Source organism: Streptomyces sp. NPDC015220 (assembly GCF_043079345.1).
GTDB lineage: Bacteria > Actinomycetota > Actinomycetes > Streptomycetales > Streptomycetaceae > Streptomyces.
Map to the genome: position 1 here is coordinate 53,455 of NZ_JBIBUK010000034.1, position 13,190 is coordinate 66,644.

Below are 13,190 nucleotides of genomic sequence, written 5' to 3' on the forward strand. Positions count from 1 at the left end.
GTGGCCGGCGGTCGGCGGCCGAGACCGTCCACAGTGACCGACCGCCCACAGCCACGACCGGCCGCGACCACCGGCCCTGACCGTCGGCCGCGACGACCGGTGCGAGGAGCGACCGGAGCAGGGACGACGCCTGCGCGGCCGCGAGGCATGACACGACGAGCGGGGCCGTCCGCCGCCCCGACCCGGCAACGAAAGGTGCCCGGCGCATGAGCTTCGGCCCGCCCCCTTCCCCCTACACCCAGTCCGCCGTGGCGGCGGACCAGGCGCGAAGGCGGCGCCGCATCCGGCTGCTGAGCGGCGCCGTGGCCGTGCTGCTGGCCGTCGCCCTGGGCGTCGGCGGCCGGCTGCTCCTGTCCTCCTCGGCGGACGACGGCGCCCGGGCCGACGACAAGGCCACCGCCGCCCAGCGGCCGGACGAGGTCCGCACCACGGTCGAGGAGATCCCCGCCTCGCCCGAGGGCCAGCAGGCGATCGAGCACTACGCCGAGCACCTGGAGAAGAACACCGACACCAACCCGCGTTACGCCCCCGGCTCCTGGGCCACCGACAAGATATTCGCCAGGGGCGTCGCCGACCGCGTCGAGGGCTACCGGATCAAGCCCCACTACGACGAGACCGCCTGGACCCTCGAACTCGGCGGCCACATCTGCGCCACCAGCCGGCACGTCACCGCCGACGGCCGTACCGCCGTCGTCGTCCAGCCGCCCAGGAGCGACGGTTCGCCGGACCGGGGCGTCTGCGACCAAGTGGTCTTCTTTGACCTGAACACCGGCCGCAAACTGTGGCAGGAGAAGATGCCCGCGGCCGGCTTCGCCTACGTCACCAACACCAACCTGACCCTCACCGAGGGTGTGGTCGCCGTGGCCTGGGGCCACGGCTCGGTGGCGTACGACATGAAGAGCGGCAAGCGGCTGTGGAACACCACGACCACCGCCCGGTGCGAGGACAAGGGCTTCGCCGGCGGGCGGGCGCTGCTCGCGGTGGTCGGCTGCGGTGCGGCGCCCGACACCACGTTCGAGGTGCAGAAGCTCGATCCGCGGACCGGCCGGACCGAGTGGACCTACAAGGTCGCGCGCGGGGTGGACAAGGTCTTCCTGCCCTCCTCCGACCCGCCCGTCCTCGCCGTCGCGGCCGGGGACATCGAGGTGACCGACCTGATCACGCTCGACGGCCGGGGCCGGCACCTCGCCACCGTCTCGCTCAACGGCTACGACGCCGAATGCGGCACCCGGTACTACTCCAAGCCGTTCTTCGGCGTGGTGGAGAACTGCGACGGCGTCGTCGTGGGACGGACCCGTGCCTACGTCATGAGCAAGGAGAACATCGCCAGCGGGCAGCCCTCGGACTGGATCGTCGCCTTCGACACCACGACCGGCAGGACGGCGGGCAAGTTCGAGGGCCGTGAGTTCCAGAGGGTGTACCCGCTCCGGGCCAGCGGCGACGACCTGCTGATCTACCGCGCGGGCGCGGAGCCCATCGCACCGGCGGCCCTGGTCCGCTGGAACCCGCGCACCGACGAGGAGACCCCGCTCCTGCTGTTCGCGCTCCCCGAGGACGACGAGGGCGAGCTCAGCGACCCGCAGCGGACGGACGTCGTCGTCGAGCACGGAAGCGTCTTCTTCGCCCCGCGCGAACTCGCCCGCGACGACGACGCGCCCAAGAGCAAGGTGCTGATGGCCATCGGTTACACGAGCGCCGGTCTGACGCACTGACCCGGCGGCCGAAGGAACCGGCACACCGGCGCACGACCGGGGGCGTACGGATGTGAGGAGGGGGCGGCACTGCAAGTGCCGCCCCCTCCTCACATCCGTACGCCGCTCACCGCGTCGTGCGCTCCCCGTCCTGCGGCTCCGGTTCCAGGTCGAACTCCCCGTCCCGCGCCCCCAGTACGAAGGCCCGCCACTCGGCCTCGGTGTAGCGCAGCACCGTGCCGTGGTCCAGGGAGGAGCGCATGGCCACGGCGCCGTCCGGCAGATAGGCGATCTCGACCCGCTCCTCGTGCGCCTCCGTGCCGGGCGCGCCGTGCCACTCCACGTCCGAGATGTCGAGGGCGTAGAGCTCGTCCCGCTCCCGCTCCTTGCGCGCCTTCATCTCCGCTTCCGTCTCCGCCATGACGCAGCGACCCCTTCCCGACGTCGGTACCGTGTGCCGGCGCTCACCCTAGCCCTCGCGGCGGCCCCGACGGGGCGACCGGAAAACCGGGGTAAACCCCACCGCCACCGCCTGGTACCCTGAGTGACGGCCGTTTGTGTACGCACCCTCGAAGCCCTCGCGGGCAAGCCCCGCGAAGCCTCGGAGGCCGCGCGCAGCGGATCCCCGCCTCCCGAGTAACGGAAGCCCTCCCGAGATGAAGACCGGGGGCACTCGGTGGCCACTCACAGACCATGAGGAGTACGCGTGTCGCTCGACGCCGCTACGAAGAAGCAGATCATCGCCGAGTTCGGTGCCAAGGAGGGTGACACCGGCTCCCCCGAGGTCCAGGTCGCTCTGCTGTCCCGTCGGATCTCCGACCTGACCGAGCACCTCAAGACCCACAAGCACGACCACCACTCCCGCCGTGGCCTGCTGATCCTGGTCGGTCAGCGCCGCCGCCTGCTGCAGTACCTCGCCAAGAAGGACATCCAGCGCTTCCGTGCGCTGGTCGACCGCCTCGGCATCCGCCGTGGTGCGGCGGGCGCCAAGTAAGACGCCGTGAAGGGAGCGGTTCCCGTAGGACAGGGGGCCGCTCCCTTTGCCGTACGCACACGAACGTGCGGAGTGTCACCGCCGCTTTGTAGTGTGGTAGCGGAAAGCAATACGCATGACACAGCGTGATAGTGCCTACCCGTAGTGGGTATGGGCGTCATCACGCACGACGAACGAGGAGGAGCGCACCTCGCCGCCGCCGGTCCTCGGTAGTGGCCCCCGGGCGAATGAGCCCCGGGTGCTTCGATCGAAGACCGGCCCGCACCAGACGGAGCGCTCTTCCGCCACCGTCCCCCCGCCACACGGGCGAGGAGGGACGAGGACGAGGAGAAAACGCTAGTGGAGAACGAGACCCACTACGCCGAAGCCGTGATCGACAACGGTTCCTTCGGCACCCGCACCATCCGTTTCGAGACGGGCCGCCTGGCCAAGCAGGCCGCCGGCTCCGCCGTGGCGTACCTGGACGACGACACCATGGTGCTGTCGGCCACCACCGCCTCCAAGAACCCCAAGGACCAGCTCGACTTCTTCCCGCTGACGGTGGACGTCGAGGAGCGGATGTACGCCGCCGGCAAGATCCCCGGCAGCTTCTTCCGCCGCGAGGGCCGGCCCAGCGAGGACGCGATCCTCACCTGCCGCCTGATCGACCGCCCGCTGCGCCCGTCCTTCAGGAAGGGCCTGCGCAACGAGATCCAGGTCGTCTGCACCGTCATGGCGCTCAACCCCGACCACCTGTACGACGTCGTGGCGATCAACGCCGCGTCCGCGTCCACGCAGCTGGCCGGCCTGCCCTTCTCCGGCCCGATCGGCGGCGTCCGCGTCGCGCTGATCAACGGCCAGTGGGTCGCGTTCCCGACCCACACCGAGCTCGAGGACGCCGTCTTCGACATGGTGGTGGCCGGCCGCGTCCTGGAGGACGGCGACGTCGCGATCATGATGGTCGAGGCCGAGGCCACCGAGAAGACCATCCAGCTGGTCAAGGGCGGCGCCGAAGCCCCCACCGAGGAGGTCGTCGCCGCCGGCCTGGAGGCCGCCAAGCCCTTCATCAAGGTGCTGTGCAAGGCCCAGTCGGACCTCGCCGCCAAGGCCGCCAAGCCGACCGGCGAGTTCCCGATCTTCCTGGACTACCAGGACGACGTCCTGGAGGCGCTCACCGCCGCCGTCCGACCCGAGCTCGCCCAGGCGCTCACCATCGCCGGCAAGCAGGAGCGCGAGTCCGAGCTGGACCGCGTCAAGGGCCTGGCCGCCGAGAAGCTGCTGCCCGAGTTCGAGGGCCGCGAGAAGGAGATCTCCGCCGCGTACCGCTCGCTGACCAAGACCCTGGTCCGCGAGCGCGTCATCAAGGAGAAGAAGCGCATCGACGGCCGCGGTGTCACCGACATCCGCACCCTGGCCGCCGAGGTCGAGGCGATCCCGCGGGTGCACGGCTCGGCGCTGTTCGAGCGCGGCGAGACCCAGATCCTGGGCGTCACCACCCTGAACATGCTCCGCATGGAGCAGCAGCTGGACACCCTCTCCCCGGTGACCCGCAAGCGCTACATGCACAACTACAACTTCCCGCCGTACTCCACCGGCGAGACCGGCCGCGTCGGCTCCCCCAAGCGCCGCGAGATCGGTCACGGCGCCCTCGCCGAGCGCGCCCTGGTGCCGGTGCTGCCCGCGCGCGAGGAGTTCCCGTACGCGATCCGTCAGGTCTCCGAGGCCCTCGGTTCCAACGGCTCCACGTCGATGGGTTCGGTCTGCGCCTCCACCATGTCGCTGCTGAACGCCGGTGTGCCGCTGAAGGCCCCGGTCGCCGGCATCGCCATGGGCCTGATCTCCCAGGAGATCGAGGGCGAGACGCACTACGTCACCCTCACCGACATCCTCGGCGCCGAGGACGCCTTCGGCGACATGGACTTCAAGGTCGCCGGCACCAAGGAGTTCGTGACCGCCCTCCAGCTCGACACCAAGCTGGACGGCATCCCGGCCTCCGTCCTGGCCGCCGCCCTCAAGCAGGCCCGTGACGCCCGCCTCCACATCCTCGACGTGATGATGGAAGCGATCGACACGCCGGACGAGATGTCCCCCAACGCGCCGCGGATCATCACCGTGAAGATCCCGGTCGACAAGATCGGCGAGGTCATCGGCCCCAAGGGCAAGATGATCAACCAGATCCAGGAGGACACCGGCGCCGAGATCACCATCGAGGACGACGGCACCATCTACATCGGCGCCGCCGACGGTCCGTCCGCCGAGGCCGCCCGCACCACGATCAACAGCATCGCCAACCCGACGATGCCCGAGGTCGGCGAGCGCTACCTGGGCACGGTCGTGAAGACGACGACGTTCGGCGCCTTCGTCTCCCTCCTGCCCGGCAAGGACGGTCTGCTGCACATCTCGCAGATCCGCAAGCTGGCCGGCGGCAAGCGCGTGGAGAACGTCGAGGACGTGCTCGGCGTGGGCCACAAGGTCCAGGTCGAGATCGCCGAGATCGACTCCCGCGGCAAGCTCTCCCTGATCCCCGTGATCGAGGGCGAGGAAGGTGCCGAGGAGCAGAAGGACGACGCCGCCAAGTGACGTCCCGTAGCGTGAAGGCGACGGCCCGCACCTCCTCGGAGGCGCGGGCCGTCGCCCGTACCCAAACCCTCGTCAAGGGCATGAACGGCATCGGCACCGTCCGCAAGACCACCCTCCCGGGCGGCCTGCGCATCGTCACCGAGACCCTGCCCTCCGTGCGCTCCGCCACCTTCGGCATCTGGGCGCACGTCGGCTCCCGCGACGAGACCCCGGCCCTGGGCGGCGCCACGCACTACCTGGAGCACCTGCTGTTCAAGGGCACCTCCCGCAGGTCCGCCCTGGACATCTCCTCCGCCATCGACGCCGTCGGCGGCGAGATGAACGCGTTCACGGCCAAGGAGTACACGTGCTACTACGCGCGCGTGCTCGACACGGACCTGCCGCTCGCCATCGACGTGGTCTGCGACATGCTCACCGGCTCGCTGATCCGGGAGGAGGACGTCGACGTCGAGCGCGGCGCGATCCTCGAGGAGATCGCCATGACCGAGGACGACCCGGGTGACTGCGTGCACGACCTGTTCGCGCACACCATGTTCGGCGACAACCCCCTCGGCCGCCCCGTCCTCGGCACCGTCGACACGGTCAACGCCCTCACCGCCGACCGCATCCGCCGCTTCTACAAGAGGCACTACGACCCGACCCACCTCGTGGTGGCCTGCGCCGGCAACATCGACCACAACAAGGTCGTACGCCGGGTCCGCGCCGCCTTCGAGAAGGCCGGCGCCTTCCGGAACGCGGAGGCCGTGCCCATCGCCCCGCGCGACGGCCGCCGCGCACTGCGCACCGCGGGCCGCGTGGAACTGCAGAACCGCAGGACGGAACAGGCCCACGTCGTCCTCGGCATGCCCGGGATCGCCCGCACCGACGACCGGCGCTGGGCCCTCGGCGTACTCAACACCGCCCTCGGCGGCGGCATGTCCTCCCGTCTCTTCCAGGAGGTCCGGGAGAAGCGCGGCCTGGCCTACAGCGTGTACTCCTACACCTCCGGATTCGCCGACTGCGGCCTGTTCGGCGTCTACGCGGGCTGCCGCCCGAGCCAGGTCCACGACGTGCTGAGGATCTGCCGCGACGAACTCGACCACGTCGCCGGCAACGGTCTGACCGACGACGAGATCGCCCGCGCCATCGGCCAGCTCCAGGGCTCCACGGTCCTCGGCCTGGAGGACACCGGTGCGCTGATGAACCGTATCGGCAAGAGCGAACTCTGCTGGGGTGAGCAGATCTCCGTCGACGACATGCTGGCCCGGATAGCTGCGGTGACCCCGGACGAGGTCCGCGCCGTCGCCCGGGACATCCTGGGACAGCGCCCGTCGCTGTCGGTCATCGGCCCGCTCAAGGACAAGCAGGCCGCACGCCTGCACGACGCCGTCGCATAACCCACTCCGGTCGGTAAGGAAGCAACAGATGAGCAAGCTGCGCGTGGCGGTCCTCGGTGCCGGGGGCCGGATCGGCTCAGAGGCGGTACGGGCGGTGGAGGCCGCCGAGGACATGGAGCTGGTCGCCGCCCTGGGCAGGGGCGACAAGCTGGAGGCCCTCGCCGAGAGCGGTGCCCAGGTGGCGGTCGAACTGACCACCCCGGCCTCGGTCATGGACAACCTCGACTACTGCGTGCGGCATGGCATCCACGCCGTCGTCGGCACCACCGGCTGGACCGACGAACGCCTCGCACAGCTGCGGGACTGGCTCGACCGGTCCGCGGGGACCGGCGTGCTCATCGCCCCGAACTTCTCCATCGGGGCCGTGCTGACCATGAAGTTCGCGCAGATCGCCGCGCCGTACTTCGAGTCGGTCGAGGTCGTCGAACTGCACCACCCGAACAAGGTCGACGCCCCCTCCGGCACCGCCACGCGCACCGCGCAGCTCATCGCCGAGGCCCGCGCCAGGGCCGGCTCCGCCCCGGCGCCGGACGCCACCGCCACCGCCCTGGACGGCGCGCGGGGCGCGAACGTCGACGGCGTCCCCGTGCACGCCGTGCGCCTGCGCGGCCTGCTCGCCCACCAGGAGGTCCTCCTGGGCGGCGAGGGCGAGACGCTCACCATCCGCCACGACTCGCTCCACCACAGCAGCTTCATGCCGGGCATCCTGCTCGGCGCGCGCCGCGTGGTGACCACTCCCGGCCTGACCTTCGGCCTGGAGCACTTCCTCGACCTGAACTGAGCCCCGAGCCCTCATGCGCGCGAAGATCACCTACCTCGTCACGGCCGCCGTCCTGGTCTTCTACTTCGTCCTGGTCGGCAGCCGCGGCGTCATGCTCATCGAGTCCGGCACCCTGGTGACGGTGACCTTCGGGGTCGCCGTGCTGATCCTGCCGGTGATCGGCCTGTGGTTCCTGTGGAAGAACACCCAGTTCGTCCGCCGGGCCAACCAGCTCGCCGTCGAGCTCGACGCCGAGGGCGGCCTGCCCGTCGACGAGCTCAGGCGCACGCCCAGCGGGCGCGTCGACCGGGACTCGGCCGACGAGGTCTTCGGCCGGCGCAAGGCCGAGACGGAGGCGGCCCCCGACGACTGGCGCACCTGGTTCCGGCTCGCCATCGCCTACCACGACGCCCGTGACACCCCGCGCGCCCGCAAGGCGATGCAGCGGGCGATCGCACTGCACGACGGCAAGCCGGTCCCGGCCGCCTGACGCCGTCCGCGGCACCCCGTACACACCGGTGGGGCCGGTCCGCGGCACATCCGCGGACCGGCCCCACCGGCCTACGGCCCCACCGGCCTACGGCCCCACCGGCCTACGGCCCCACCGGCCTACGGCCCCACCGGCCTACGGCCCCACCGGCCTACGGCCCCACCGGGCACGCGGACGGCCCGGTGCACGGGCGGCCCGCGGCCGAACGGCCGCCGCTCTCAGCGTTCGCCGACCGGCCGGGCTCAGCGGGGCCGGTACTCCTCGGCCCAGGCCTCCACCGCGTCCGCCGCCCGGTCGAACGCCGTGACGCGGCCCAGGAAGTCGGCGTCGTGCGTGGTCAGCAGCGCCGGCACGGCCTCCGCGGACCGGCCCCGTCGGGCGAGCAGCAGTGCCTGTCCCTGCACCGTGCGCGGCAGCCCGAGCCAGCGGACCGGCTGCTGCACGGTCCGGATGCTGACGACCTGGACCCATGGCGTCGTACGGGTGACGAGGAAGCCCACGTGGCGCAGTCCGCGGGCGCCGACCCACACGCCCATGCGCAGCAGGCGCAGCGCACCGGCGATGACCACCAGCGCGACGCCGAAGCAGATCGCGGCGGAGGACAGCGCGCCGGTCAGCACGATCACGACGGCCGAGAACAGCACGAACGAGGCGAGCAGCAGCACCAGGGCGGCCATGCCCACCCGCCAGGGGCCGGGCCGGTAGGGGCGCCGCCAGTGCTCGCGGTCGTCGGACGGCAGCGCGATGTCGTCCGCGGTGTCGAAGGCGCGGTCGGCCGTCAGGAAGGGCAGGGGCACGGCGGGTCCTCACTCGGTTCACGCGGGGGCTGTGCCCGGTGAGGCTATCCGCCCGTGTCCCCGCTCACCACCCACGGGGGCCGGGGGAGTGGAGACGGCACTCAGCGCTCGTGCGAGGCCTGCTGCGTCTGCGTGGGGGAGTGGGAGGTCGACAACGCGGGCATCCCCAGGACCAGGGAACCCACGAGCCCCGCGACGATGGTCAGTCCCAGCAGGCAGCGCCCGGCTATCTGACCGGTGGAGGCCCGCCGGCGGGGCGGGGGAGTGACATTGCTGCGGAACCTGTCCGCCTCGGCGACGAAGGCGAACGGGACGGGCTCGCGCCGACGGAACATCGGAGGTACGGCTCCCTTCGGGGGTCGAACTGGGGTGTCTCATCCATACAGACGCACGAGTGTCCCGGAAGGTGCCCGCTTTCCCCGAATTCGCGGATCTTCACCGAAGATGTCGCGGCCCGGCGCCGAACGCCCCGGTGTCACAGCCGGGCCGTAGAGTGGGCGCCGCCCGAGAGAAGTGATGGAAGGGACCCTCCGAGCCGTGACCGACACCCCCGCCGACGACCTGAAACCCAGTTTCCGCAGCGACGTCACCGTCGAGCTGGTCAAGCACACCGCGTCGGACGCCGACGTGCTGTTCGCAGCCCGTGTCTCGACCGTCGGAGAGCAGTCCCTGGCAGAGCTGGACAAGGACCCGGAGCGCTCCAGGGGCCTGATCAACTACCTGATGCGGGACCGGCACGGCAGCCCCTTCGAGCACAACTCGATGACGTTCTTCATCAGCGCCCCGATCTTCGTCTTCCGCGAGTTCATGCGGCACCGCGTCGGCTGGTCCTACAACGAGGAGTCCGGGCGCTACCGCGAGCTCCAGCCGGTCTTCTACGTCCCCGACGAGTCCCGCAAGCTGGTCCAGGAGGGCCGGCCCGGCAAGTACCGGTTCGTCGAGGGCACCCAGGCCCAGCAGGAGCTGGTGGGACGGGTCATGGAGGACTCCTACCGGCAGGCCTACGAGGCGTACCAGGAGATGCTCGCCGCCGGCGTCGCCCGTGAGGTCGCCCGCTCGGTGCTGCCCGTCGGCCTGTTCTCCTCGATGTACGCCACCTGCAACGCCCGCTCGCTGATGCACTTCCTGGGCCTGCGCACCCAGCACGAGCTGGCGAAGGTGCCGTCCTTCCCGCAGCGGGAGATCGAGATGGTGGGCGAGCGCATGGAGGCCGAGTGGGCGGGGCTCATGCCGCTGACGTACGCGGCCTTCAACGCCAACGGGCGAGTCGCGCCGTAACCGAGCGCACGGTGCGTGTGCCCAGGTACTGGTGTGCGCATCAGCCTCGCGAAGTGTCCGTATTGCGGCCTTTGTGGAAGTTCATCTAGCCTGATCGAACGGACCCGGCACTGCTTGAACCCCCGAGCAGGCAGTGCCGGGCTCCACATTTGTCACGACTTGTCGTCCGCCCCGAGGGCAGACCTCCTCCTGAGCAACGAGTAGCGTGTTACCCATGGCTCCGACCTCCACTCCGCAGACCCCCTTCGGGCGGGTCCTCACCGCCATGGTCACGCCCTTCACGGCGGACGGCGCACTCGACCTCGACGGCGCGCAGCGGCTCGCCGCCCGCCTGGTGGACGCAGGCAATGACGGCCTGGTCGTCAACGGCACCACCGGGGAGTCCCCCACCACCAGCGATGCGGAGAAATCGGAGCTGGTACGCGCGGTCCTGGAGGCCGTCGGAGACCGCGCCCACGTCGTGGCCGGCGTCGGCACCAACGACACCCACCACAGCATCGAGCTCGCCCGCGCCGCCGAGCAGGCCGGCGCGCACGGCCTGCTGACCGTCACGCCGTACTACAACAAGCCCCCTCAGGAGGGCCTGTACCGGCACTTCACGGCCATCGCCGACGCGACCGGCCTGCCGGTCATGCTCTACGACATCCCCGGCCGCAGCGGCGTCCCGATCAACACGGAGACCCTCGTCCGCCTGGCCGAGCACCCGAGGATCGTCGCCAACAAGGACGCCAAGGGCGACCTCGGCCGCGCGAGCTGGGCCATCGCCCGCTCCGGCCTCGCCTGGTACTCCGGCGACGACATGCTGAACCTCCCGCTGCTCTCCGTGGGCGCGGTCGGCTTCGTCTCGGTCGTCGGCCACGTCGTCACCCCGGACCTGCGGGCCCTCATCGAGGCCTACACCTCCGGCGACGTCCAGAAGGCCACCGAGATCCACCAGAAGCTGCTCCCGGTCTACACCGGGATGTTCCGCACCCAGGGCGTCATGACCACCAAGGCGGCGCTCGCCCTCCAGGGACTGCCCGGCGGACCGCTGCGGCCGCCCATGGTCGAGCTCACGCCCGAGGAGACCGAGCAGCTCAAGATCGATCTTGCCGCCGGCGGGGTACAGCTCTGACAACGAGACTTCGCGAGCTCGCCTCGCACCGCCCGGTGACATCCGGCAGCACGCCGGGAACCGGGCTCCACAACCGAACAGGCAACTGAATACGCGGGCCACCGGTGCCCGCACACCCCACAACGACAACTGCTTCTGCACGAACGTCACGCGCGCCACGTGCCCACCGGTACGTGGCGCGCGTGGTGAGGAGGGTCTTTTGAGTCATCCGCATCCTGAACTCGCCCCGCCCCCGCCGCTCGCCGCCGGCGGCCTCCGGGTCACTCCGCTGGGCGGCCTCGGCGAGATCGGCCGAAACATGACGGTCTTCGAGTTCGGCGGCCGTCTGCTGATCGTCGACTGCGGAGTGCTCTTCCCCGAGGAGGAGCAGCCCGGAATCGATCTGATCCTGCCGGACTTCTCGTCCATCCGGGACCGCCTCGACGACATCGAGGGCATCGTCCTCACGCACGGCCACGAGGACCACATCGGCGGTGTCCCGTACCTCCTGCGGGAGAAGCCCGACATCCCCCTGATCGGCTCCAAGCTGACCCTCGCCCTCATCGAGGCCAAGCTCCAGGAACACCGCATCCGGCCCTACACGCTAGAGGTGGCCGAGGGGAACCGGGAGCGCATCGGTCCCTTCGACTGCGAGTTCGTCGCGGTCAACCACTCCATCCCGGACGCCCTGGCCGTGGCCATCCGTACCCCGGCCGGCATGGTGGTCCACACCGGCGACTTCAAGATGGACCAGCTGCCGCTGGACAACCGTCTGACCGACCTCCATGCCTTCGCACGGCTGAGCGAGGAAGGTATCGACCTCCTCCTCACCGACTCCACGAACGCCGAGGTGCCCGGCTTCACCCCGCACGAGCGGGACATCTCGGGCGTGCTGCGCCAGGTCTTCGCCGGCGCCCGGAAGCGGATCATCGTGGCGAGCTTCGCCAGCCACGTCCACCGCATCCAGCAGATCCTGGACGCGGCCCACGAGTACGGCCGCCGGGTCGCGTTCGTCGGCCGCTCGATGGTCCGCAACATGGGCATCGCGAGGGACCTCGGCTACCTGAAGGTCCCGCCGGGTCTGGTGGTGGACGTCAGGACACTCGACGACCTGCCCGACCACGAGGTGGTCCTGGTCTGCACGGGTTCCCAGGGCGAGCCCATGGCCGCGCTGTCGAGGATGGCCAACAGGGACCACCAGATCCGCATCGTCGAGGGCGACACGGTGATCCTGGCGTCGTCGCTCATCCCGGGCAACGAGAACGCGGTGTACCGGGTCATCAACGGCCTGACCCGCTGGGGCGCCAACGTCGTCCACAAGGGCAACGCCAAGGTGCACGTCTCGGGCCACGCCTCGGCCGGTGAGCTGCTGTACTTCTACAACATCTGCCGGCCCAGGAACCTGATGCCGGTCCACGGCGAATGGCGCCATCTGCGGGCCAACGCCGAGCTGGGCGCGATGACGGGGGTGCCGCACGACCGGATCGTCATCGCCGAGGACGGCGTCACCGTCGACCTCGTCGAGGGCAAGGCCAAGATCTCCGGCAAGGTCCAGGCGGGTTACGTCTACGTGGACGGCCTCTCCGTCGGCGGCGTGGGCGAGCCCGCCCTCAAGGACCGCAAGATCCTCGGTGACGAGGGCATCATCTCGGTCTTCGTGGTGGTCGACTCCACCACCGGCAAGGTCACCGGCGGCCCGCATGTGCAGGCCCGCGGTTCGGGCATCGAGGACTCCGCCTTCGGCGCGGTCATCCCGAAGATCGCGGAGGCGCTGGAGAAGTCGGCCCAGGAGGGCATCGCCGACCCGCACCAGCTTCAGCAGCTCATCCGCCGCACGCTGGGCAAGTGGGTCTCCGACACCTACCGGCGTCGGCCGATGATCCTCCCGGTCGTCGTGGAGGTCTGACCTCCGAACTGGCAGCGGGGTGCCTCGATTTGCATCGGGGCACCCCGCTCCAGTACGTTTACGGCTCCGCCCGGACGGGAACCAGGACGCTTCAAGCGCTCCAGACGGTCCTCCCGGAGGGGCGGGAAATCCGACTCAGAATCTCTGATAAAGTCGGAACCGCCGGAAAGGGAAACGCGAGAGCGGGAACCTGGAAAGCACCGAGGAAATCGGATCGGAAAAAGATCTGATAGAGTCGGAAACACC

At 70.3% G+C, this 13,190-nt stretch carries 12 protein-coding genes; 9 read left to right on the forward strand and 3 right to left on the reverse strand.

From position 1 onward, the window contains the following. Window positions 1-206 precede the first annotated feature (206 nt). A complete protein-coding gene (locus ACF061_RS36710; protein ID WP_392271355.1) occupies window positions 207-1,712 on the forward strand; it encodes a PQQ-binding-like beta-propeller repeat protein in 1,506 nt (501 codons plus the stop codon). A gap of 106 nt (window positions 1,713-1,818) precedes the next feature. Here the strand turns inward: ACF061_RS36710 and ACF061_RS36715 are convergent, their stop codons facing one another. After that, window positions 1,819-2,112, reverse strand: a complete 294-nt coding sequence (locus ACF061_RS36715; RefSeq protein WP_392271356.1) for a DUF397 domain-containing protein — start codon at window positions 2,110-2,112, stop codon at window positions 1,819-1,821. Between the two features lie 285 nt (window positions 2,113-2,397). On the opposite strand from ACF061_RS36715, the gene rpsO reads away from it, so the two are divergent. The 5 genes from rpsO (at window position 2,398) to ACF061_RS36740 (ending at window position 7,870) form a co-directional block, all read left to right on the forward strand. Then, the gene (rpsO, locus tag ACF061_RS36720) at window positions 2,398-2,685 is read left to right on the forward strand and encodes a 30S ribosomal protein S15 (protein ID WP_208034749.1); all 288 of its coding nucleotides are present in this window, start codon (window positions 2,398-2,400) and stop codon (window positions 2,683-2,685) included. Between the two features lie 339 nt (window positions 2,686-3,024). Next, window positions 3,025-5,244 (forward strand): polyribonucleotide nucleotidyltransferase, encoded by a 2,220-nt coding sequence (locus tag ACF061_RS36725; protein ID WP_392271357.1) that lies wholly within the window; start codon window positions 3,025-3,027, stop codon window positions 5,242-5,244. After that, on the forward strand, window positions 5,241-6,620 hold the full coding sequence (locus tag ACF061_RS36730; protein ID WP_392271358.1) for a M16 family metallopeptidase: 1,380 nt from the start codon (window positions 5,241-5,243) through the stop codon (window positions 6,618-6,620). The genes ACF061_RS36725 and ACF061_RS36730 overlap by 4 nt, the downstream gene beginning before the upstream one ends. A 28-nt stretch (window positions 6,621-6,648) precedes the next feature. Then, window positions 6,649-7,401 (forward strand): 4-hydroxy-tetrahydrodipicolinate reductase, encoded by a 753-nt coding sequence (dapB, locus tag ACF061_RS36735; RefSeq protein ID WP_392271359.1) that lies wholly within the window; start codon window positions 6,649-6,651, stop codon window positions 7,399-7,401. Window positions 7,402-7,414: 13 nt separating this feature from the next. Then, entirely contained in the window at window positions 7,415-7,870 is a 456-nt protein-coding gene (locus ACF061_RS36740) for a hypothetical protein (RefSeq protein WP_392271360.1), read from the forward strand. 242 nt (window positions 7,871-8,112) lie between these two features. Here ACF061_RS36740 and ACF061_RS36745 read toward each other — a convergent pair whose 3' ends face one another. Both ACF061_RS36745 and ACF061_RS36750 read right to left on the reverse strand, forming a co-directional pair. Continuing rightward, window positions 8,113-8,667 (reverse strand): hypothetical protein, encoded by a 555-nt coding sequence (locus tag ACF061_RS36745; RefSeq protein ID WP_392271361.1) that lies wholly within the window; start codon window positions 8,665-8,667, stop codon window positions 8,113-8,115. Window positions 8,668-8,768: 101 nt separating this feature from the next. Then, entirely contained in the window at window positions 8,769-9,002 is a 234-nt protein-coding gene (locus ACF061_RS36750) for a hypothetical protein (protein WP_392271362.1), read from the reverse strand. Window positions 9,003-9,204: 202 nt separating this feature from the next. Between ACF061_RS36750 and thyX the strand changes: the two genes are divergently transcribed. The 3 genes from thyX to ACF061_RS36765 all read left to right on the forward strand — a co-directional run bounded on the left by thyX (window position 9,205) and on the right by ACF061_RS36765 (window position 12,944). Continuing rightward, window positions 9,205-9,945, forward strand: a complete 741-nt coding sequence (gene thyX, locus ACF061_RS36755) for an FAD-dependent thymidylate synthase (protein WP_392271363.1) — start codon at window positions 9,205-9,207, stop codon at window positions 9,943-9,945. Between the two features lie 214 nt (window positions 9,946-10,159). Beyond that, window positions 10,160-11,059, forward strand: a complete 900-nt coding sequence (gene dapA / locus ACF061_RS36760; protein ID WP_392271364.1) for a 4-hydroxy-tetrahydrodipicolinate synthase — start codon at window positions 10,160-10,162, stop codon at window positions 11,057-11,059. Window positions 11,060-11,258: 199 nt separating this feature from the next. Further along, on the forward strand, window positions 11,259-12,944 hold the full coding sequence (locus tag ACF061_RS36765; protein ID WP_392271365.1) for a ribonuclease J: 1,686 nt from the start codon (window positions 11,259-11,261) through the stop codon (window positions 12,942-12,944). Window positions 12,945-13,190 lie beyond the last annotated feature (246 nt).